Source organism: Stenotrophomonas sp. 89682_Sma, assembly GCF_056481405.1.
On record NZ_CM151147.1, the window covers coordinates 466,637 to 488,672 of the forward strand.

Here is a 22,036-nt window from a genome sequence, read left to right on the forward strand (position 1 = left end):
ACAGAGAGATCACAGTTAGTCGACTGCTCTTCGCGGGATGCCGAAACCGCGCGCTGCGCGCGCTAGTCGACTAACAGTCGACTCTACCGCTGGTCGGTTCCATCACACGCTGGTCGGTTCCATCACATCGTGGGCGGCGCCCTCAGCGCAACGCGCCCAACCATGCCACGCACGCTTCGCTCGGGCTCTGCTTGGCCTTCACCGCCAGCCCGCTCACCCGCACGAACGTCTGCGCGGCCTGCGCCACCACCTGGCGGGCGATCAGCGCCGCCTGCTTGGTCGTAGCCTGCTGCTTGCGCAGCTGCACGATGTGCACCGACGGGCGACCCACCGGCGCGTACTTCTGGTCGCGGCGCAGTACGTCGGCCACCTGTGCCACTTCGAACTCGGCCTGCAGGTAACGGTGCTGCGCCGCCACCAGCTCGCGCAGCGGTGCGCGCAGTGCAGCGGTGTCGGCGAAGGCGGCCAATGCCGCATCGCAGGCGGCGTCATCGGCGAAGCGGGTACGCAGCGCGTCCACGCTGGCCAGGGTCAGTTTGGCCATGTGGGCCTCGTTGCTGCAGGAAAGGAGCGCGATTGTCGCATTGCTTGGCGGCTGATGCGTTGTGCCGGGCGGCGGAACACCTGTAGAGCCGAGCCCATGCTCGGCTCATCGCGCGCAGCGCGGGGCGCGCCGAGCGCGGAACGAAGAGCAGCCGAGCATGGGCTCGGCTCTACAATGGCCTGCTGTATCACCCACGGAAGGAAGACTCATGCAGGACGCGCAGTACTGGTTGAACGAATTCTGGTCGGGCCTGAGCGTGCTCGATCTGGTGTGCGGCAGCCTGCTCGGCACGCTGCTCGGCCTGGTGCTGGGCATCCTCGTCTGGCGCGGGCTGCACCGCCGCGGCTGGCTGCAGCGGCGCAAGCGCTGGCATCACTGGCTGCTGGCCAGCTACGTGGTGCTGCTGCCGTTGGCTACCGCTTTCTTCGGCCTGCAGCTGGGCTTCACTGCCGGTGCACACCGTGCGCTGTTCAAGCAGCTCGATCATTTCCAGCCGCACCTGCAGACCTTGGTGGAAGGCTGGAGCGAAGGTTTCACCGACTCGCTGGACGACCCGCGCATGCGCGAGGCCCTGCACAGCCAGGGCACGGTGGGCGATGTGGCCGACGCCATTGCCTCGGCCTATCTGAGCGAACACCCGCTGCCTGGCCTCGACCGTCTTGGCGATGGCCCGCTGGCGCGTGGTGCGGGATGGGTGATCGGCAAAGTGCGCGAAGGCCTGCTGCGCGGCATGGTGGAAGACACGCTGATGGACAGGGCCGGCACCCTCGGCCTGGAACCCAAGGTGGTGCGCGAGGCGTTGACCATGCACGTGGATGAGCTGCTGCACACCCGTGGTGTGCTGCGGCTGGTGAAGGCGCAGATCAACGGCATGATGCCCGGCGTGTACTTCGGGCTGTTGTTGCCGTTGTTGATCATCGCGCTGCTGGTAGCGCTGGAGATCTGGGCCGCGCAGCGGTTCGGGTGGACGCGGCAGGTGGCGCCCAGCGTGGTAGTGCCGGCCGCTGGCCGGCAACTGCAGGTTCCTGCCGGGGGTTCATGAGGTTGCCGGCCAGCGCCGGCACTACCTGTCGGAGGGCGTGCGGACCAACGGTCCGCACCCACCAGGGAAGGTGCATGGCCGCCGATGACCCCTGTGGAGTCGAGTCATGCTCGACTCATCGCGCGTAGCGCGAGGGCGGATCGAACAGCAGCCGAGCGTGGGCTCGGCTCTACACAGTCAAAGGCGTGCGGACCGACGGTCCGCACCCACCAGGGAAGGTGCATGGCCGCCGATGACCCTTGTAGAGCCGAGCCCATGCTCGGCTCATCGCGTCTAGCGCGAGGGCGGATAGAACAGCAGCCGAGCGTGGGCTCGGCTCTACATAGTCAAAGGCGTGCGGACCAACGGTCCGCACCCACCTTCTTTTGATCAATCGCCGTCGGTTTCGTCCGGGTGCGCCTTCCAGTAGCCGGTGGAACGAATCCAGTCGCGCGGCACGCCCAGGTGGCCTTCGATGAACTTGCGCATCATGCGGGCGCGGCGCGATTCGGTGGCGATCCAGTAGAAGACATCACCTTCCGGCGCTTCGAAATCGGTCAGCATGTCTTCCAGCAGGGTGCTGGTCGCCGCCGGGAACCCGTTGCGCTCCAGCCAGTGGATGCGCACGTTCTCGTACTGCGGCAGGTCCTGGCGCTCGGCTTCATCGCTCACTTCGATGAAGGCCTGCACCTCGGCATCCTCCGGCAGCACGTCCAGCCAGCGGGCGATGGCCGGCAGCGCGGTTTCATCGCCAATCAGCACATACGCGTCGTAGCTGTCGGCCACCACGAAGGAACCGCGCGGGCCGCCGATTACCAGCGTGTCGCCCGGTTGCGCGCGTTCTGCCCACGGCCCGGCAATACCCTGGTCGTGCAGCACGAAGTCGATGGCCAGCTCGCCGGTTTCGTGGTCCCACCAGCGCGGGGTGTAGTCGCGGGCCGGCGAGGGCTCCTTGCCTGCCGGGTAGCTGCGGCCTTCAGCGGTCAGCACCGGCAGCACCATCTCGCCCGCAGCGTTGGGGAAGAACAGCTTGATGTGGTCGTCGGCGCCCGGCGAATCGAAGCCGGCCAGCGCGTCGCCACCCAGCACGATGCGGCGCATGTGCGGGGTGACCTCTTCGGTGCGCAGCACGGTCAGTTCACGGAAGCGCACATCCAGGCGCAGGCGCGTGTTGTTGTGTTCGGTCATGGGGTTACCTGCAAAGGTGTCGCGCGGGGGCGCGCGGCGTAGGGGAGACCTGGCTGGAGTCAGTCTGGCTGGGTCGTTGAAAAGGATTGGCTCTCGCCACCGGTCGTGCCGTTGAGCAGCGCCGATGCCCGCGTCAGCAGCGCCGCCACTTCTTCCGCCTCGCCCTCGGCCCAGCGGCCGTGGTGGTGCACCAGCGCCCGCTTGAACTCGCGCAGGGCGCCGGCCAGCGGCGGCGGCAGCGAGGCCTTGGTGATCTCGCGGGCGCGGTCGAAGGCACGCCGCTGCGCCAGGCGCACCTGGGTGCGCTGCACCTTCAGCTCGAACTCGCCGGCGGCGGTGATGCGGAAGATCCGCTTCCCGTCCACTTCCTCGGCCTCGATCCAGCCGGCCTGCTCGAAGCTGGCCAGCAACGGGTACATGGTGCCGGCGCTGGGGGTGTAGGCCTGCATGAACTGGTTGCTGATCAGCTGCATCAGCTCGTAGCCATGGCGCGGCTGCTCGCCGATCAGGGCCAGCACCAGCAGGCGCAGGTCGCCACGGCTGAGCACCCGCGGCTGGCCGTTGCGGCGAGGCACGGCCGAGTCGGTGGAACGGGCTCTGGGAGAAGGGGTACGGCTCATTTCGATATATCGGTAAACGAGTGTGCAAACGATATATCGATATATCGAAGCCGGCAATCATCGATCCGGCCACAAGCAGGTCTGTTTTGGGCCACGGCCGGCCCCGCCCACAGCAAAAGGGGCGCCCCTTGCGAGGCGCCCCGGGCAATGCTGTGGAAGGGAGTGAGGCAGGGCCAGACGGCGGACCGAGGCGGGCGAGGCCAACACTCGAGGTCTACCCTGAGGGCATTGCGGGGGTTGATCCAGAGGCAGGTGCGACACGTTGTCGTCGGTTCAGCGCCAGCACGCAGAGCCGATACAGGTGGCCCCGGCGCTGCCCCACAACCGTCATCGGCCGCGGTAACACTGCGTCCTGCACATGGGCGCAGCAACCCGCAAGCGACAGCCCGCGCAGCCGCCAAGGCCCGCCGCAGGGCCGTCAAGGGCGCTTGCAAGCCCCTTGCGGACACTGGCCGGTTGCATCCATACGCCAGCGTAGCCAAGTGACGAAAGCCCTTGGTGCGCTACACTTTGCGGTCTAGAAATCTATACAACAGTCGCGCGCGTGCGTGCGGTTATGGGAGCGCTAATGAACTGGTTGAACGAGGTGCTGAACAACGACCCGAATCCTGTGGAGACCCAGGAGTGGATCGAGTCGTTGAAGGCCGTTATTGATGTCGAGGGCTCCGAGCGCGCGCATCAGCTGCTGGAAGGCATGGTGGAACTGACCCGTCGTTCGGGCGCCTACCTGCCGTTCTCTCCCACCACCGAATACGTCAACACCATCGAACCGCAGTTCGAGGCGAAGAGCCCGGGCAACGCCGAGCTGGAATGGCGCATCCGTTCGATCATCCGCTGGAACGCGATGGCCACCGTGGTGCGCGCCAACCGCAAGCCGGGTGACCTGGGCGGCCACATCGCCTCGTTCGCCTCCGGCGCCACCCTGTACGACGTGGGCTTCAACCACTTCTGGCGCGCCCCGAGCGAAAACCACCCGGGCGACCTGCTGTTCATCCAGGGCCACAGCGCCCCGGGCATCTACGCGCGTTCCTTCCTGGAAGGCCGCATCAGCGAAGAGCAGCTGGACAAGTTCCGCATGGAAGTGGATGGCGGTGGCCTGTCCTCGTACCCGCACCCGTGGCTGATGCCGGACTACTGGCAGACCCCGACCGTGTCGATGGGCCTGGGCCCGCTGGCCGCCATTTACCAGGCGCAGTTCATGCGCTACCTGGAAAACCGTGGCCTGATCGAGAAGTCCGACCGCAAGGTGTGGTGCTTCATCGGCGACGGCGAGAGCGACGAGCCGGAAACCCTGGGTGCCATCGCCCTGGCTGGCCGTGAAGGCCTGGACAACCTGATCTTCGTGGTGAACTGCAACCTGCAGCGCCTGGACGGTCCGGTGCGCGGCAACGGCAAGATCATCCAGGAACTGGAAGGCGTGTTCCGTGGCGGCGGCTGGAACGTGATCAAGCTGCTGTGGGGCGGTTACTGGGATGCCCTGCTGGCCAAGGACACCAATGGCGTCCTGAAGAAGCTGATGATGGAAACCGTCGACGGCGAATACCAGAACTGCAAGGCCTTCGGCGGCGCGTATACCCGCGAGCATTTCTTCGGCAAGTACCCGGAAACCGCTGCGATGGTTGCCGGCCTGAGCGACGACGACATCTGGCGCCTGAACCGTGGTGGCCACGACCCGCACAAGGTGTACGCCGCCTACCACCAGGCCGTGAACACCAAGGGCATGCCGACCGTCATCCTGGCCAAGACCGTGAAGGGTTACGGCATGGGCAGCGCCGGTGAGGCACTGAACCCGACCCACCAGACCAAGAAGCTGGACGACGAAGCGGTGCGCCACTTCCGCGACCGCTTCAACATTCCGGTGACCGACGCGCAGCTGGCCGACGGCCAGGTGCCGTTCTACCACCCGGGCCCGGATTCGCCGGAAGTGCAGTACCTGCAGGAACGCCGTGCCGCGCTGGGCGGTTACCTGCCGCAGCGCCGCCGCAAGGCCGACAAGACCTTCGTGGCGCCGAAGCTGGAAGCCTACGAGCGCCTGCTGAAGAGCAGCGGCGAGCGCAGCTACTCCACCACCATGGCCTTCGTGCAGAGCCTGAACATCACCCTGCGCGACAAGGAACTGGGCCCGCACATCGTGCCGATCGTGGCCGACGAAGCCCGTACCTTCGGCATGGAAGGCCTGTTCCGCCAGATCGGCATCTACGCGCCGTTCGGCCAGAAGTACAAGCCGGTCGACGCCGACCAGCTGATGTTCTACCGCGAAGACCAGAGCGGCCAGGTGCTGCAGCAGGGCATCAGCGAGCCGGGTGCGATCAGCTCGTGGATGGCCGCCGGTACCAGCTACTCGGTCAGCAACGTGCCGATGCTGCCGTTCTACATCTACTACTCGATGTTCGGCTTCCAGCGCGTGGGCGACATTGCCTGGCAGGCAGCGGACATGCGTACCCGCGGCTTCCTGCTGGGTGGCACCGCCGGCCGCACCACGCTGAACGGTGAAGGCCTGCAGCACGAAGATGGCTTCAGCCATCTGGTGGCCGGTGGCATCCCGAACGTGCGCAGCTACGACCCGACCTTCGGCTTCGAAGTGACCGTGGTACTGCAGCACGGCACCAAGCGCATGATGGAAGACCAGGTGGACGAGTATTACTACGTCACCCTGATGAACGAGAACTACACCCACCCGGAAATGCCGGAAGGCGCGGCCGAAGGCATCGTCAAGGGCATGTACCTGCTGACCGACGCCGGCAAGCCGAAGAAGGGCGAGCTGCGCGTGCAGCTGCTGGGTTCGGGCACCATCCTGCGCGAAGCGATTGCCGCGGCCGAGCTGCTGGACAAGGACTTCGGCGTGACCGCCGACATCTGGAGCTGCCCGAGCTTCAACGAACTGCGTCGCGATGGTTTCGACGTGGAACGTGCCAACCGCCTGCATCCGGAAGGTGAGCAGCGCAAGGCCTACGTGACCGAGCTGCTGGAAGGCCGCCACGGCCCGGCGATTGCCGCCACCGACTACGTGCGTGCGTATGCGGACCAGATCCGCGCGTTCGTGCCGATGAGCTACACGGTGCTGGGTACGGATGGTTTCGGCCGTTCGGATACGCGTGCGAACCTGCGCCGGTTCTTCGAGGTTGACCGCTACTACATCGCGCATGCCGCGATTGCGGCGCTGGCGAAGGAAGGGAAGATGACCGCGAAGGATGTGGCCCGGGCGATCAAGCAGTACAAGATTGATCCGGAGAAGGCTAACCCTGTTGGGGTTTGATTATCCGCAGCACTTCAGTTAAACCTCAAGAAGGCCGCTTATTGCGGCCTTCTTTTTATCAATAGCAGGGATCAAGCTATGAACGCCGATGCAGCGAAAGAAGCAGCGACAGCGATTCTAAAGGACGAGATTGAAGAGTACTCCAAGGACCTAAGCGAGTCGGACACAAGGTCAAAGCTGGTTGATGCGCTGCTTATACGCGCTCTCGGTTGGCAGGAGAAAGCCATTCAACGTGAACCCAGTACGGATGGGGGAGGATATGTTGATTATCTTCTTTACACGTCTAAGCTGGCTTTCGTGATTGAAGCCAAGAAGTTGTCTGTTAAGTTCAATCTGCCCAATACGGCGAGGCAGAGAAAGTACAAGATTGGTGGTGTGCTTTCTGAGGATAAGGTGCTGAGATCAGCTATAGATCAGTGCAGAGCTTACGGTATTTCTAAGGGTTGCTCGTTCTGTTGCGTGACCAATGGAACTCAATATGTTTTCTTTCGATCCCACAGTGATCTCGGTATCGAGTTTGATCGCCATCAGGCTGTGATTTTCGCATCTCCTGAAGACCTTCTCGCCAATTTCTCTCTGTTCTTCCAGTTGCTTTCCTTTACCTCCGTAGCAGAAGGACGCCACATTTCTGTCGTCCCCGTAGTGGACGCTGACGAAGGGCAGAGCGGTCTTAAGATTCTAAGTCGTGATCCGCACAAGGTGCGCTACAAGAATAGAAACAGGCTTTTCCCGTTCGTAAGGGATGTGGTGAGGGAGGTCTTTCAAGACCTCGCCGGGCAGGATGCAGATCCTGATCTTCTTGAGCAATGCTACGTAGAATCGGCGTCGCACGGAAGCTATGACCAGAGTTTACGTGGGCTCGTCCGCAACAAGCCTGGTCTCGGAGAGATCCATCCAATCAGAGTAGAACGTCGTTCAGCAGGCGCTTTTGATAAAGTGGTTGCGCAGAAGAGCCGTCGCCCGGAAGTTGTAATGGTTCTAGGGGGAATAGGTGCAGGAAAAACAACGTTCCTTAGAAGATTCCGGCGAGTTATCGGCAAGGAATCCATCGACAAAGATGCCTATTGGATTGAAGTTGATTTCAATAGATACTCTGATGCTCCGGGAATGCTAGACGACTGGGTGGCGTCCGAGATATATAGCCAGGCAGAGGTGGTGGATTCCTCTGGTCACTTTGGAACTTATGCTCATTTGCGGCAGGCCTACAGCGCTGAGTACGAACGCCTAAAAAAGGGTCGGCTCGCGCGCCTTTATGAACAAAATCCCGATGCGTTCGAAGATAAGTTCGCCGAAGAGCTTGAGATACTTGAGAAAAATAAGGTCTCGCATGTTACTAAACTCCTGAAGTACCTGCAGTCTAATCGGGCTCGCCGCGTCATTATTGTGTTTGATAACGCTGATCAGTTCCCGGCAGCAGTGCAGAATGATGTGTTTATGTTGGCTAATAGGCTGGCCGCGGATATAGGTGGAACTGCAATTATTTCTTTGAGGGAGGAGAGTTTTTGGAAAAATAAAAACTTCGGTTCGCTTAGCGCGTTTCACGTCGTTAGTTACTACGTGGAAGCTCCCGACCTAAAGAGGGTTATTGCTAAGCGAATGCGATACGCGTCTGAACTTCTCCATGGATCTGACTACGTAGTCCCAAGTGGCGGACAGGCAGTGACTTTGGAGGAGGGGATCGGTGTCTTTGAGTCAATTAGATCGACTGTGGTTGATGATCCCCAGTTTGTTAGATTTCTACGGGATCTTTCGCCCGGCGAAGTGCGTCGGCCCCTTGATCAGCTTGCACGCTTTCTATACTCGGGGCACACCAATGTTGACTCTCTGTTGAGAGGGTTCCGGTCTCGACAAAAAATTCAAATAGGTTTTCATGAATTCTTCAAGTCGATTGCAATAAGTGATAGAGAGTATTTTTCAGAGGAAAATTCAGACATTCTGAATATATTTGCGAGCCACGGCGGTTCGGATGCTTCCAATCTTAATCGTCTTGCAGTGCTTGGGCTTATTCATTCCTACCGAAGGTTGCGTAGCGAGCGGGGCGTTGGTTACGTGCAGTTGGCAGAGATTGTAGATATCTGCGTAGCCAATGGCCTGACCGACTTGACCACCTATTCGATCATTCAGTTGATGAACGAGCGAAGGATTTTGGAGTCTGAGGAGCAGGTTAGGGAAAACGTATTGCCTTCGGTATATGTTAGAACAACAGACGCGTTCGACTATTATATCGGGCATTTGTGCAGCCAGTTCGCCTACATTGATCTCGTGATCCCAGGTACGGCAATGCCATCTGGCATGGACTATGACATGATTGAGCGGCTTTCTGGTCAGATATATCAAGTAGGTGCCCTTGCCCCGAATCGCGTTGACAAGCTACAGCTAAGGATCGATCGCGCGCGTCTGTTCGCTCAATCAATGCAAAGTGCGATGAAGGCGCACTCGCTGTTTAGGCAGGGCACTTTGATATCCGATGGCGTCAGATCTTTTGTGAATGACCTGGATGTTCAATTAGATCGTCAGTCGACTGCCATTCTGGAGTCGGCAAGGAAAGCATTCTCAAGGCACTCGAGATAATTAGCTACGCTAGGTGGATATTTTTGTGCCCTGAATGTGGAGTCGAGTTGATGTGCTAAGTATCCATGGTGGTTCTGGATCTTCTGTGTGACTGCTCGAACTGATGTCCCGAACGTCCTGCCGTAAAATAGTTCTTCATTGGGTTTCTCATTGGAACTAGCGCATTGGGGCCAGACGCCAACTTAGCGGCTGGCCCCGTGGGATAGCTGACATGGTGTAGACCTGTGAGTGAAGTTGAGCTTGCTCTGGCTCTTTCAAGAATAGCTAGTTGTGTTTGTCAATATTTGAGATTCCAGTAGTTCGAAGTCTTTAAGGTGCAACTAGGATGGCTCGTTGCGCTATTCCATCTTCTGTGCAGAGCGAAGAGAACGGGTGACGCAATCGGACTGTTTGAACTACGATGTGCTCCGAGCCAATTTTCTTTGAGTCAAAAATGGGGCGCATCAACGCTACGATCGAGCTAAGAGAATTTCACATTGGCTCTGAGTACTCCCGCCAGGAAGTTGCGCAGCTTGGTGGCTTGGCCGTCCCCTCCGAAATCTACGGGACCGTCTGGGCCGACGGCATTCTAGAACTCGAGAATGCCGTGTTGCTGTTCGTCACCCTTGAAAAGGAAGGCGAGGCCAGCTACCTCGACGTCTTCGACGGCACCGACTTCTACTGGGAAAGCCAGAATAGGAACAGCCAGAGCTCCCCGATAATCCGCAGGATCTCAGGCGGCTCGCCCACCTATCTATTCGCTCGGATGAGAGCGAAGGTCCGCGGCGCCTCCTATGCGGTGCCATTCGTCTACTGCGGAAAGCTCGACTTCGTGGCGATGGACGGGGAGCACCCTGTCACGTGCCTGTTCGATGCGGTCGACATTGGAACCGGTCATGGCGACAGCCTGACCGAGATCCTCCAGTGGCGACCTAGCGTCTCCCCAACCGAGTTCTCTGCGCGCCAGGTCCGACTGAAGGGTGACGGAAAGATCCTGCCGCCAGCAATCGCAAATTCCTTCGCTACTCCTACGCCCGCTGTGGCGAGTGGCCCGCTGATCTGGGAAGTCGTGCTCACCGATGGCGCCATACGCAACGGCTACATCTCGGTTGACCCCAGCTGGTCAGGCTTCGATGCAGCCATGTTGGGCCGTCCAGACGTAGCGTCAGGAAGAGAAGCTACCTTTACGTTCCCGGATGGCTTTCAGATCACCTCCGACCTGCGAGCCAATGGACCAGGCTCAGCTCGCATCCGCGCACGTGTTGCGCCCGTCTTTAGACGTCTTGGGGTAGCGGCTGGCGATTCGCTGCTCATCATTCAAGAAGCAAACGGGCAGTACCGAGTTGAGGTGCGCAAGGGCAGTCGAGACACATTTGATCTCGGCTACGTACGCCTGCGCGAGCGCTTCCTCGCACGTTTCCCCGGTTTCACCGGCTTCTCTAAAGATCAGCGTTTGCTGCGGGAGACCAGTTACAAGCGCCAGTTGGTAGAGCAGTATCAGGCGATCATGCTTCCTGCCCTAGATGGCAGACAACCAGTCGAAGTGTGGTCTGCACTGATAAAGCTACTGCGTGTGCGTGTCGGTGCTGAGAATCCGCAGCCTCAGAACGTCGTCGGTTGGAGAATCGTCGCGCAGTTGGCCGAGTTGTCGGAGGACGACCGAGTAGCGCTGGGCAGCGCCGTTCTTTCACTGCTTGCAGGCCAACGCGGCGACGCCGTGCTGGAGGCCTTCAACGAGTCTTTGTCCAACCTGAGTCCGCCGCTACGGGCTGCTGGCCAGCGGTCGCTCTCAAGCCTCCTGCTTACGCTCGAAGACTCCAAACGCTACTTCTTCATCAAGACGGGGCAGATGCGCCACGCCCTGGGACTGCTCGATCCAACCTTCGACTTCCGCAAGGGCGGAATGACCAGCGAAGAGTGGGAGCGTATTGGTGCGCTATCGCGCCGCCTCGCAGATCGGCTGTCGGAAGACGGCTGGCCACCCGCAGACATGATCGACGTGCAGTCATTCCTCTGGGTGGCCATCGCCTATGAGCGGGGCGACGGTGCAGAAGGTGAGGAGCAAGAAGATGAAGCTGTGGAACAGGATAACGACATGCAGGTGATGCACGCTCCCTCCAACACCATCCTCTATGGCCCACCCGGTACCGGCAAGACCTATGGTGTGGTGGATAAGGCTCTGGAGATCCTCGATCCGGAGTTGCTGACCGCCACCAAGGGCCAGCGGGCTGGCGCGCGAGCCGTGCTCAAGCAACGCTTCGACGCTCTGCATGAAGAAGGACGCATCCGTTTCGTCACCTTCCACCAGAGCTTCGCTTATGAGGACTTTGTGGAGGGCCTGAAGGCTCGTGCAGGTGCAAGTGGTGCGCTCGAATATGGAGTTGAGAGCGGGGTCTTCCTCGAACTCTGCATCGATGCGCAACACAGTGACTTGCCATACGTGCTCATCATTGATGAGATCAATCGGGGCAACATCGCCCGCATCTTCGGCGAGCTCATTACCCTCATTGAGCCCAGCAAGCGGCAGGGCATGGATGAAGCGTTGTCCGTTCGCTTGCCGTACTCCAAGCAAAATTTTGTGGTGCCAGCCAACTTGCACATCATTGGCACAATGAACACTGCGGACCGCTCGCTGGCCGCGATGGACGTAGCACTGCGGCGACGCTTCCGGTTCATCGAAATGCCGCCCCGGCCGGAGCTGCTTGATTGGGACGTCGACGGTATTCGCATGGGTGAACTGTTAAGCACCCTAAACAGTCGCATCGAAGTTCTGCTCGACCGGGACCACCTCATCGGCCATGCTTACTTGATGGGCGCCAAGGATCTGCCTGGGCTGGCTGAGGCGTTCCGCCTGCGCATTCTACCGTTGCTGCAGGAGTACTTCTTCGAAGACTGGCGTCGTATCGCTTGGGTGCTGAACGATGATGCTAAGCCGCAGGGTGAGCGCTTCTTGCGCCAGCGCGAGCTGCAGTTGAACCGCCTGTTTGTCCCGGAGGCACAGCTCGCACCTGACACCGCCAATTGGTATATCCATGAGTCAGCGTTCGAGCAGGCAGCCAGTTACAGGGGAATTCTCGTCGGCCAGGCAGACTGACCGATGGCTGTGCTGACTGTGCGCGAGTATGCGCGGATCGGCGTTTCAGAAGGCGGTCCGCGGCAGGAGGGGCTGGACGCCGCCTTCTTGCCGCAGGCGTCCTTTGACTGGCTCTGTGGTGAGTTCGAGCGCTTGCGCGCGGGCGGAGCGGCGCTCATGCAGCGCGATGGCGCACGCTGGCTGCGTCTGGACCAGTATGTAGGTGTAGTGGAATGTCCCGACGGCACCACATTGGAGGTGCTGCCGAAGCACGTTGCACATGTAGATGATGTGCTTGGCGCGAGGCGGTTGCTGCGCCGCATGCTCTGCACCGCGCTAGACATCTCACCGAGGGAAGGTAGCCCTACCGACGTGGCTCTGTTCGATACCCCATTAAATGAATGGGTCATGGGGCGATTCATCGGCGCGCTGGATGAACTACTAAAGCGCGGACTTCGCTTCGACTACACACGGGTCCGCGAGGAGCAGTTATTCCTGCGTGGTCGCCTGGATATGTCGCGTCAGCTACGTCAGTCGCCCACTCGTGCCCACGTCTTCAACATCGAGCACGATGTGTTTAGCGAGGACAGGCCTGAGAACCGGCTACTGCGCGTCGCCCTGGATCGCGTGTGTGCACGTACGCGCAACGCGGGAACCTGGAGACTTGCCCAGGAGTTGTCTACGCGTATGGCCAGCGTGCCACGAAGTACCCAGGTGGCTAACGATCTGCGCGCTTGGGGCAGCGACCGGCTGATGGCCCACTATCGTGAAGTCCGTCCGCTATGCGAGCTGATCTTGTCGGGCCAGAGCCCCTTGGCATTGGCGGGCGATTGGCGCAGCCCAAGCATGATGTTCCCCATGGAGCGGCTGTTTGAGCGCTACGTGGGCGCTTGCCTAGCGCGCCAGTTCGCGCCGGAGTGGCGGGTTGGCGGTGCAGCGTCGGAGTACCTGTGCAGCCATGGCGGGGCAAGCTGGTTCAATCTGATTCCAGATTTTCTGCTGCGACGAGGCGATGAGCTTCGCGTACTTGATACGAAGTGGAAAGTGCTGGATGCAACGGCCAGCGACGCGCGCGAGAAGTACGGGCTTAAACAATCCGACTTCTACCAAATGTTTGCATACGGACAGCGCTACCTGGGTGGAGTGGGGCAGATGGCGCTCGTCTATCCGCAGCACACGGGATTCGCGCAGCCCCTTCCCGCATTTGATTTCAGCGCCGAACTACAGCTTTGGGTGTTGCCCTTTGATCTAGAGCGTGGATTGCTGGTGATGCCTACACACTGGCGGCTGACTGGCAACGTCTGTCCTCAAGTGAACCCACCCGCCGCGTATAGCGGCGAGCTCAGTAGCTGGGTTTCCTTAACTATCTGAGCCGGCCGCTCATGCACACGTGCTACTCCCGCACTTGCAACCGCTCAGTCACCTGCGTAGTCAACGCCACACAAGCCATCTTCAACCCTTCCATCACCCGATCCCCCAGGTACTCCTCGGGTGCGCCGTTCTGCCGCGTCCGCTCCGCAGCCAGCATCAACTCCGCCACTACGCGCAGCCCCGCCAGCGCGCAATCCGCATCCGCCAGTTGAAGACACCGCCCAGGCAGTTGATGCCGCTCTGGCCAAGGCTGGCCGTCCGCAGCTGCACCGGTCCCGATGCGGTGCAGCGTGGCGACGAAGGCGTTGGGATCGACGGAACGTTCGTGTTCGGATTCGGCGTTGTCCGGATCGTACTGCGCGTGCAGGGAACGGAAGTCCGATGTGTTCATGGCAATGCTCCGTACAGGACAGATAGCAGCGCCACCAATAAAGGTGGCGGACGGTGCGGGCTCGAAAACCGGTAAATGCCAGACCGGCGGGTCCGAAGACCCCCACGCACCGCCCGCCATGGAACGCGAACGGATTGCCAGCCGACGCCACATAAAAGGTGACGTCGGCTGGCAAGCGCATACAGCTGGCATAAACACGGGTTTTCGAGTCCCGCGCCACCCTTTTCCGGTGGCACACCAAGGTGTACTCGCATGATTGCGAGATGCCAAGAAACCGTAGGCCGCAAAGGCCGCAGATGCTGACGCTTACGGCATTGTTGCATGGCGCGCGCGTGGCAGAACCCTTGCGGTGCAGTGGTTTCGGCCGGTGTTAAGTTGCCGCCCGAATGCGCATCAAAATGTACGGTTTGCAGCCGCTCGGGATCCCAAAAGCGACACATAGTCCATCGGGCTGATACGCGCAGCGTGCCGATTGCGACACGGCTTAACTTTGCAGCGCCACGCCCGGCCGTGGCCACAGCGCGTCGTCGCGCTCCAGGTCGTAGTCGCTGCCGAACGCCAGCGCCGCATCACGCGGCGGTAGGTCTGCGTAGCAGCCCAGCAGGTACTCATCCATGCCGGCATCGCTATGGTCGATGGCGAACAGGTGGAGCAGCTCCTTGTCGAAGGCTTCCAGCCATGCGGGTTCGATCTTGGTCACGGTCATCCTCCCGAAGCAGGGGAGGATGACCTGGGAAGGTCTCAGGGACTGAGATCCCTGGCGCAGAGGGAGGCCGCCTCAACCTGGGGCGCTCAGCCCATGCGCATGGCGTGGCTCTGCTGTTCCTGCGTACGTGCATCCAGCGCCTGCTGCTCATTCTGGCGGGCGAGCTCGCGCTGATCGCCCACCACAGCCAGTTGCTGCAGCGACTCAGCCACCGGCGTTTGTGCAGCCACAGCAGTGGGCATCCCTGCACGCAGGTGGGCGGGGTCAGATAGGTCGCCTTGCACAACAAAGATGGTGTGACCCGCCGGCTGATTGGCCGTGGCGTTGCTCAGCACCACATGGTCCACCTGTTCCAGACCCTGCTCGCGTGCCCTCACTGTCAGGCTGGCGGCGAGGTTCTCACTGGTCGCGTCGAAGAGGCGGCCGTGCTTTTCGTCCAGTGCAGCGACGCCCTGGCGAATCTGCTGATGGAGGGCATATTCCGGGCTGCCTGGCTCTATCGCCGCGATTCGGCGTCCTTCCGTAAAGAGAGGCTCGGGCTCCTGCGTAGACACCACGCGCGGGCTCTTGGCGATCTCTCTGTAGGGATCTTCAGGATGAAACTGCTTCGCCTTGACCTCGCGTTCCAGGCGAACCTCGCGGGTCTCGTTCAACGCGGAAATCTCGGCGGGATCGGTCTCTTTGGTTGTTCTATCGAGCGGGGGAACGCCCACTGTGCGGTTCCAGCTGCCGTCTTTGGCGTCGTAGCTGTGATAGTCGAACTTGGTACCAATCACGTTCGGATCTACGGCGCCGCGCTGCAGGAGCGCTGCGCCCTCGAACTTGCTCAGCTCAACGAAGTAGAAATGCCCAGCGGGCTGCGGCATATCCAGGTGCACGCTGACGGCCGTCTTGCCAGCACGGAATGCGCCGGCAGCGCTGTTGTCGAGCATGTTCTGCCAGACCTTTTCGGCTGCCTGCTCACCGCGTTTGTGCTCCGTGGACACCAGCAGCAAGCGTGGCGTCCAGCAGTTCACATTGAGGTCGTTCTTTTCGAACGAAACATCGTGGGATTTGAGCGTGCTGGTGTAGGGCAGGTTGAGTGCCAGATCGGGCCTGCCGGCCTCCATCCAACTTCTGCGCTCCGCCAGGTCGTTCCTGATCAAATCCTGGCCGAAGGCTTCTTGCCTGCGCTCGGTGAACGCTACGTTCTTCTCGTTGCCGAACAGCGTGGCCTGTTGCTCGGCAACGGCGGTTGCAAAGCTGTTGGCCACCCGGCCGGGGAGGCTGTCGTTGCGCACAACACCCAACGCAAGCAGACCGTAGCCATCATTGTCGGGAAGCTGCGCGAGATAGTTCCAGTACAGCTCGCGATTTCCCTCCTTCGCGTAGGAGGACAGGACACGAATGTCCTTATCGGTAAGTCCGCTCATGATTCATCCTTGAGATGCGGTTTACGGCTGAACGCGATAGCGGCTCAGAAGATCACGCACGCTGGCTTCCAGGCGCTGCCAGTCGCTCAGCATGACGCGTGCATAGTTCATCTCGATGGCAATGCTATCGCCGACGTCCACGATGGAATGGCGACACATTGCGATCTGACCTTCGCCGGCGCGTTCAAGTGTCTTTCCCTGAACTACAAGTCCGTCAGGAATGCGGTCTGCCGGGTCGCAGCTGATGAACGTTGTCAGTTGGCCCTCCGCCGAGCGGGTCACATACCAGTCTGGCTCCATCCCCGGGTTGTGCACGTAAGGCCTGCCCAGCGCAGCCTCCGAATCCTTCGCATAGGCTGCCATCAACGATGGGTCTATCGCATACGGCGTCAGACCCCAGCGCTCGGGTTGTGCAACGCGCAGCGCAAGGTTCTCTACCGGGTCCCTTCGCTCCAGTGATCCCGGCGCGCTGGTGGCCTCACTGCTGGACCGACGTGCCAGATAGTTCTGGATGGGAACGCGATCGATGTACCTAAGCTCGACCAGTACCTGCCGCCGGCTGTCCTGCGTGCTGCGCACCGGGCGATCACCAGGAGGCGCTGCATCGAAATCAGGCCAGAACACAGTGAGCATGACGCCCCCATCGGCCAAGGGGCCCGTCTGGTTGTAGTAGAGGTTGGCCGGGAACATGAAGCGGTGCGGGCCAAGCCGAGCTTCCACCGGCTGCGTTGTGTAGGTCTGTCCGCCCACCGTACGTGGGCTGGTTGCGCTTTCGGACATGGGGGTTCCGTTCGGGTCCTTTTCCGTGGATGGGGCCTTCGCGCAGGCGGTGGTGCTCAGCACGGCCACCAGGGCGAAGGAGGCAAGCCGGCAAGCCGGTGCTCTGCTCATGGGCGATTCCCTTGCATGATCGAAACGACTATAGAACGGTGGGATGGCAAGCTCCAGTCGCAGCCGGGACCGCGGCCACCGCGGGGTCATTGCTGCATGCTGGCTCACATATTCAGCAAGTCGCGATCGGCGTCCTCTCTCCCTCCACCTGACCCCCATCCCACCTATGCCATCATCCGCCCAGGGCCGCAGCACCCATCAAGGCTGAACAGGCATGGAGCAGGCAACACGCTACACCGCAACCCTTTATCTGGCCGCACCCGGCACCCCGCTGAAGAGTGGAGGTGTCTCGCCGCGCGGCCACATGTACCTGCAGGTGGCTGCGGGCGATGAGGCCCACAGCTACGGCTTCGCACCACCGCGCCAGGCGCCGGGCGAAACCCCCACCGGCATGCAGTACGCGCAGGTGCGCCACGATGATGCCGACGAGCATCTGGACCCGTACTATAGCCGCACCTTAGAGATCACTGAGGAGCATTACGGCTGCCTGCGTGACTTCGCCGAGGAGCCGGCCGAGTTCGAATTCGACGTGGATCGCCCGGCCACCATCAACCGCTGCAGCGATTTCGTCTGGGCGGCGCTGCATTACGCGGGCCTGCATCCGCTGCCGGCGCCGCTGGACGGCGGCAGCAACCTCGGCGAGTTCGCGGTGCTGTTCAATCTGCCGGAAATCCAGTGCATTGCCGCGCCGTTCCCGGGCAGCGATCTGAATGCCGAAACCCACCACGCGATGCCCGAGCGCGAGGCCGAACATCATCGCCAGGGCGACCGCGCGATCGATGAACCGCCACCGACGCCGATCGAAGTGGCCGGCACGCTGCTGGACCCTTCGCATCCGGACCATCGCCTGTTCTCGCAGCTGATCCAGAAAGTGGCCGAACTGGATGCCGCGCATGGCCGCCCGTTCGATGCCGCCAGCCAGCGCATCAGCGCCAGCCTGCTGGTGCTGGCCAAGCAGAACAATCTCTCGCGCGTGGACCACGTGCTGCTCAGCCAGCCGACCAAGAGCAGCCATGCGGCAGAGAGCATCTTCATCGTGCAGGGCGACCGCAACGACCCCGGGCACCGCCGCGCCAGCATCGCCACTGAAGTGGCGGCCAAGACGGATGTGGCCGATTCGCTGCGGTTGAAGGAGCAGTAACCCGCGCGTCTGCCATACGCGCGCCGGCGCACGCCACGCCCCCCACCTGCTACCATTCCCCCGCAACCCCAGCCAGCCCACCCCGCGCAGACAGATGCGGGGCGGGCCGTCGCAGTACGGCCCAGCGAGCCAGGACACCTTCCCGTGCCCATTCAAGGACGCTCGCATGTTCCGTAATCCTCTCTTCCGCTCGGCCGCCCTGGCCGTTGCCGTTTCGCTCAGCCTCGGCGTGCCCTCGGCGTTCGCCGACAACGCACCCGCCGCCAGTGCCACCGCCGCCGTACAGCGCCAGGCCGTGGCCAAGGGCCTGTACGAGCTGGCCTACAGCCCGAAGCAGAACGCCGTGTTCGTGGCCTCGTCCGGCGGCTTCGGCGATGACGCCGGCCCGGCCCAGGTGCTGCGCTTGAACCCGGCCACGCTGGCCGTGGAAACCCGCATCCCGCTGGAGCGCAAGGCGTTCGGTGTGGTGCTGGATGACGCCCACAACCGCCTGTACGTGGGCAACACCGTGGACCTGTCGGTGACCGTGGTCGACACCGCGCAGAACAAGGCCGTCGGCACCATCCAGTTGATGGAGAAGAAGACCGGCAAGGACGGCAAGGCCGCCTACACCCACGACCTGCGCGAGCTGGTGGTCGACAGTGCCGCCAACCGCCTGTACGTGACCGGCCACAGCAGCCAGCCGGACGTGAGCAGCGTGCTGTTCGTGATCGATACCACCACGCTGAAGGTGATCAACACCATCGACGGCCTGGGCAATGCGAAGGCACCGGGCCTCGCACTGGATGCGGCCAACAAGCGCGTCTACACCAGCAACCTGCTGGCCGATCTGGTGGTGGTGGGCACCGATTCGAACAAGGTGGTGGCGCAGCACAAGATCGCCGCCGAGCAGCCGATGAACATCGCGCTGGACCCGGCCGGCAAGCGCCTGTTCGTGACCGACCAGGGCTCGGAATTCCTGCGTGGCTACCAGGCCAAGAGCAGCGGCCTGGTCAGCAAGCATCCGGGCCAGCGCGTGCTGGTGCTCGACCGCAGCACCGGCAAGGAACTGGCCAGCATCCCGACCGACGCCGGCCCGCTGGGCATCCTGCTGGACGCACCGCGCAAGCGCCTGTACGTGACCAACCGCGAAGCCGGTACGGTGACCGCCTACAACAGTGACAGCTACCAGAAGGTGGCCACCTACACCGTGCCGACCCACCCGAACAGCCTGGCGCTGGATGCGAAGAACAACGTGTTGTTCGTGAGCATCAAGAACGGCGAGAAGGACGACAAGGGCGCTGACGAGAGCGTGGCGCGGATTCAGCTGTAACGAGCAAGAGTCGGCCGCGCTTGGGAGAAGCGCGGCCGATTCGTTGGGTTCTACGCAATACGATATCGATAGGCGAGAGCTTGCAGGTTCGCATCCGAGATTTGCCACGGCTGCTGAATGTGCGCGGTTCCTCCGGCGCAAACGGGTACGCCGTCGTGCGACTGCAGTTGGATACCATGCACGACGAACAGGCCGTTGTTCGGATGATGCTTTAGGTGGTGCTGCACTTCGTTCTTGGTGAGCACGATGTCCCCCAAACCGCCGGTGGTTCCCTTCACCTCGATGTAGTGAACCTGGCCTTCCTTTCTGATCTCCAGATCGTAAGGGGCCGTAGCACTCGTATCCTTGATTTCATATCCCGCGCTGCCGAAGTGCTCCTTGGCAAGTGCCATCGCTTGCAGCTCCACTGCTCGGCGCTGAGGCTGCGTGAGCCCAAAGCCCTGTCCAGACTTCTTGCGACCCGAGGCGGTCTCTTCGATCGCCTCGACCACTGCAATAACATCCGGTGAAGTTTGGCCGCTACGCTTCTGGGCCGGCTCACCTCGATAGATGCTCTTCAGTAGACGCGCCATCGTGAGCATGTCGGCGCGCAATTGATCATCGGATGGAACGTGATCCTTGGCGTAGAAATACGAAACAGCTGTGGTGCTTTCGTAAGCCTTTGCCAGAGAGCCGCCGCCCAAAGTCATGGATTTGAGTAGTCGTGGATCCGCGGTGATGTCATTCTCAAGTATCTCCAAGGCCCATCTGGTTAGGCGCTGAGTCTCGCCCGGGGAACGCTTGATAAAATCGCCATCAATCTTCTCGGTAGAGGCATGGGAGACCGCTAGATAGACGCCGGAGCCATCCTCGCGGAACAGCCAAACCACATACCAGCCCTCGGTTGCGGTGGGCGAGCGTGCTTCGGATGCAAAACGAACCCACGGAACTTGGGACTTTCTGCCGATCCCATCACGCCCAACGAGTAAAAAATCCCCCGGCTCGATGTCTGATGCAAGGCGAAGTTGCTCGGCGTTCTCGCTAAGCAGCTTAGGTAGCTGATGCTTGATGATCTGGCCACGAGCCTGCATGGCAGCTGTCGGTAATGAACTGTATTGAGGCTGCAGTTCCATCACCTTCTGCAATTCGTCCCTGATACCCACGACGCCCCCTGCGCTCTTTTCGATAGGCGCAATTAATGCATACAGGGATATCGATCCGCAATGCGTATCAAGTCTGGGTCATTCGCGCCAAGGAATGTCGTTTGTGGGTGGTTTAGCGCAGATGTGACCAGTAGCCCCCACAGTTCGCGGTAGACGGGGCTACGTTCGGGATAGCTTCCGATTGGACGGAACCTCAAGTAGGGCGCTGCAGTTCAGCGGGCGCCCTGGTCACGTGATGGCCGGCTCTGAGCGGCGCCGGTGTGCTTACCCCAGCCGCGGCGCGGGATTCTGCATTTCCTGCGCTTGGGTTTCGACCTGCTGCTGCACACCCAGCCCCAACTTCTGCATCGACTGCTCCACCGGCGTCTGCGCCGCCACCGCGGTCGGCATCATCGCGCGCAGGTGCGCCGGATTGGCCGGGTCGCCCTGCACGACGAAGATGTTGTGTCCCGCCGGCTGGTTGGCCGTGGCGTTGCTGACCAGCACGTGGTCGACCTGCTGCAGGCCCTGCTCGCGGGCCAGCACGGTCAGGCTGGCGGTCAGACGCTCGCTGGTCTGGTCGAACGGACGGCCATGCTGCGCGTCCAGGGCGGCCACGCCCTGGCGGATCTGCTGGTTGAGGCCATAGTCGGGGTGGTTAGGGGTGATCTCTGCCATGGCGATCGAACGGTAGCGGTGGGTCGTGGGGGAACCCTCCAAGTATAGATCCGGCCCGTGAAGTGCGCCCGAGGGGTCAGTCCGCCGGCCGATGGTCGTAGCTGATCACCCGCTCGGCCAGCCAGCGCCCATCCACGCGGCGCCAGACCTGGATGAAGCGGGCCTGGCCGGTCCAGTGCTCGACACCCTTTGCATCGCGCTCGTGGAAGCGGTGGTCGCCGATCTCCAGGGCGCGATCGTCGTGCAGCGGAAACACCTGCAGCGAGTTTTCCACCAGCTCGCGGCGCAGATGGGTGCGGTTGGCGCGGGTGCTCTCGCACAGGGCGGCCACGCTGCGGCGGAAGTCGTCGCGCTTGCTGGCGGACTTGCCGGCCTTGTCATGGAAGAACTCCATGTCTTCAGTGGTCATGGCTGCGGCCTTATCGGCGTCGCAGTCGTCGAACGCGGCGGCGAACAGCTGCGCGTCGGCCTGGTGGATCTGCTCGCGCAGGTCATCGGAGGGCGCGGGTGCGGCGGCGAGGCCGGCGGCCAGCAGGGGTAGGGTGAGCAGCAGCATGGCGAGGCTCCAGGGCGGGATTCATGCAGGCTCGCACGGCGCTCCGAGGGCCGCAGCCGCCCTGCGACGAAACGGGATTTCCAGGGAGTGAATGCCCGCATCGGTGGATTGGCCGGGGGGCGTGCCCTGTGCAGGCGGTGTCATGGCGGCCGGCGATTCCATCACGGTCGCGATAGGGGCCGGCCCATAGCCTGAAATCCTCCCC

17 protein-coding genes are annotated in these 22,036 nt (G+C 61.7%); 7 read left to right on the forward strand and 10 right to left on the reverse strand.

The annotated features are described in order from the left end of the window. Positions 1-142: 142 nt before the first annotated feature. A complete protein-coding gene (locus tag ACZK29_RS02105) occupies positions 143-544 on the reverse strand; it encodes a hypothetical protein (RefSeq protein WP_111204235.1) in 402 nt (133 codons plus the stop codon). A gap of 208 nt (positions 545-752) precedes the next feature. Between ACZK29_RS02105 and ACZK29_RS02110 the strand changes: the two genes are divergently transcribed. After that, complete coding sequence (locus ACZK29_RS02110; RefSeq protein ID WP_478446589.1) at positions 753-1,586, forward strand: hypothetical protein; 834 nt, start codon at positions 753-755, stop codon at positions 1,584-1,586. Between the two features lie 369 nt (positions 1,587-1,955). Here ACZK29_RS02110 and ACZK29_RS02115 read toward each other — a convergent pair whose 3' ends face one another. Beyond that, positions 1,956-2,753, reverse strand: coding sequence for a siderophore-interacting protein (locus ACZK29_RS02115; RefSeq protein WP_478446590.1), 798 nt, complete (start codon positions 2,751-2,753; stop codon positions 1,956-1,958). Positions 2,754-2,812: 59 nt separating this feature from the next. Next, entirely contained in the window at positions 2,813-3,373 is a 561-nt protein-coding gene (locus tag ACZK29_RS02120) for a PadR family transcriptional regulator (RefSeq protein WP_478446591.1), read from the reverse strand. Positions 3,374-3,941: 568 nt separating this feature from the next. Between ACZK29_RS02120 and aceE the strand changes: the two genes are divergently transcribed. From aceE to ACZK29_RS02140, 4 genes are all read left to right on the forward strand, one after another. Beyond that, entirely contained in the window at positions 3,942-6,629 is a 2,688-nt protein-coding gene (aceE, locus tag ACZK29_RS02125; protein WP_478446592.1) for a pyruvate dehydrogenase (acetyl-transferring), homodimeric type, read from the forward strand. Positions 6,630-6,707: 78 nt separating this feature from the next. Further along, entirely contained in the window at positions 6,708-9,200 is a 2,493-nt protein-coding gene (locus tag ACZK29_RS02130) for a P-loop NTPase family protein (protein ID WP_478446593.1), read from the forward strand. A 433-nt stretch (positions 9,201-9,633) separates the two neighbouring features. Continuing rightward, positions 9,634-12,273, forward strand: coding sequence for an AAA family ATPase (locus tag ACZK29_RS02135; RefSeq protein ID WP_478446594.1), 2,640 nt, complete (start codon positions 9,634-9,636; stop codon positions 12,271-12,273). Between the two features lie 3 nt (positions 12,274-12,276). Next, positions 12,277-13,623 carry an McrC family protein gene (locus tag ACZK29_RS02140; RefSeq protein ID WP_478446595.1) on the forward strand — a complete coding sequence of 449 codons (1,347 nt, stop codon included), beginning with the start codon at positions 12,277-12,279 and terminating at the stop codon, positions 13,621-13,623. Positions 13,624-13,645: 22 nt separating this feature from the next. Here the strand turns inward: ACZK29_RS02140 and ACZK29_RS02145 are convergent, their stop codons facing one another. From ACZK29_RS02145 to ACZK29_RS02160, 4 genes are all read right to left on the reverse strand, one after another. After that, positions 13,646-14,014 carry a hypothetical protein gene (locus tag ACZK29_RS02145; RefSeq protein ID WP_478446596.1) on the reverse strand — a complete coding sequence of 123 codons (369 nt, stop codon included), beginning with the start codon at positions 14,012-14,014 and terminating at the stop codon, positions 13,646-13,648. A 484-nt stretch (positions 14,015-14,498) separates the two neighbouring features. Further along, positions 14,499-14,720, reverse strand: coding sequence for a hypothetical protein (locus ACZK29_RS02150; RefSeq protein WP_012478976.1), 222 nt, complete (start codon positions 14,718-14,720; stop codon positions 14,499-14,501). An 86-nt stretch (positions 14,721-14,806) separates the two neighbouring features. Next, positions 14,807-16,132, reverse strand: coding sequence for an XVIPCD domain-containing protein (locus ACZK29_RS02155; RefSeq protein ID WP_478446597.1), 1,326 nt, complete (start codon positions 16,130-16,132; stop codon positions 14,807-14,809). 21 nt (positions 16,133-16,153) lie between these two features. Continuing rightward, on the reverse strand, positions 16,154-17,023 hold the full coding sequence (locus ACZK29_RS02160; protein ID WP_478446598.1) for a hypothetical protein: 870 nt from the start codon (positions 17,021-17,023) through the stop codon (positions 16,154-16,156). 214 nt (positions 17,024-17,237) lie between these two features. On the opposite strand from ACZK29_RS02160, the gene ACZK29_RS02165 reads away from it, so the two are divergent. Both ACZK29_RS02165 and ACZK29_RS02170 read left to right on the forward strand, forming a co-directional pair. Further along, positions 17,238-18,164 (forward strand): XVIPCD domain-containing protein, encoded by a 927-nt coding sequence (locus ACZK29_RS02165; protein WP_478446599.1) that lies wholly within the window; start codon positions 17,238-17,240, stop codon positions 18,162-18,164. A 166-nt stretch (positions 18,165-18,330) separates the two neighbouring features. Further along, positions 18,331-19,476, forward strand: a complete 1,146-nt coding sequence (locus tag ACZK29_RS02170; RefSeq protein ID WP_049421153.1) for a YncE family protein — start codon at positions 18,331-18,333, stop codon at positions 19,474-19,476. Positions 19,477-19,526: 50 nt separating this feature from the next. On the opposite strand, the gene ACZK29_RS02175 is transcribed toward ACZK29_RS02170, so the two are convergent. The 3 genes from ACZK29_RS02175 to ACZK29_RS02185 all read right to left on the reverse strand — a co-directional run bounded on the left by ACZK29_RS02175 (position 19,527) and on the right by ACZK29_RS02185 (position 21,831). After that, positions 19,527-20,588, reverse strand: a complete 1,062-nt coding sequence (locus ACZK29_RS02175) for an MrcB family domain-containing protein (protein ID WP_478446600.1) — start codon at positions 20,586-20,588, stop codon at positions 19,527-19,529. Between the two features lie 294 nt (positions 20,589-20,882). Beyond that, a complete protein-coding gene (locus tag ACZK29_RS02180; protein ID WP_478446601.1) occupies positions 20,883-21,275 on the reverse strand; it encodes an XVIPCD domain-containing protein in 393 nt (130 codons plus the stop codon). A gap of 76 nt (positions 21,276-21,351) precedes the next feature. Next, the gene (locus ACZK29_RS02185; protein WP_478446602.1) at positions 21,352-21,831 is read right to left on the reverse strand and encodes a DUF4440 domain-containing protein; all 480 of its coding nucleotides are present in this window, start codon (positions 21,829-21,831) and stop codon (positions 21,352-21,354) included. Positions 21,832-22,036 lie beyond the last annotated feature (205 nt).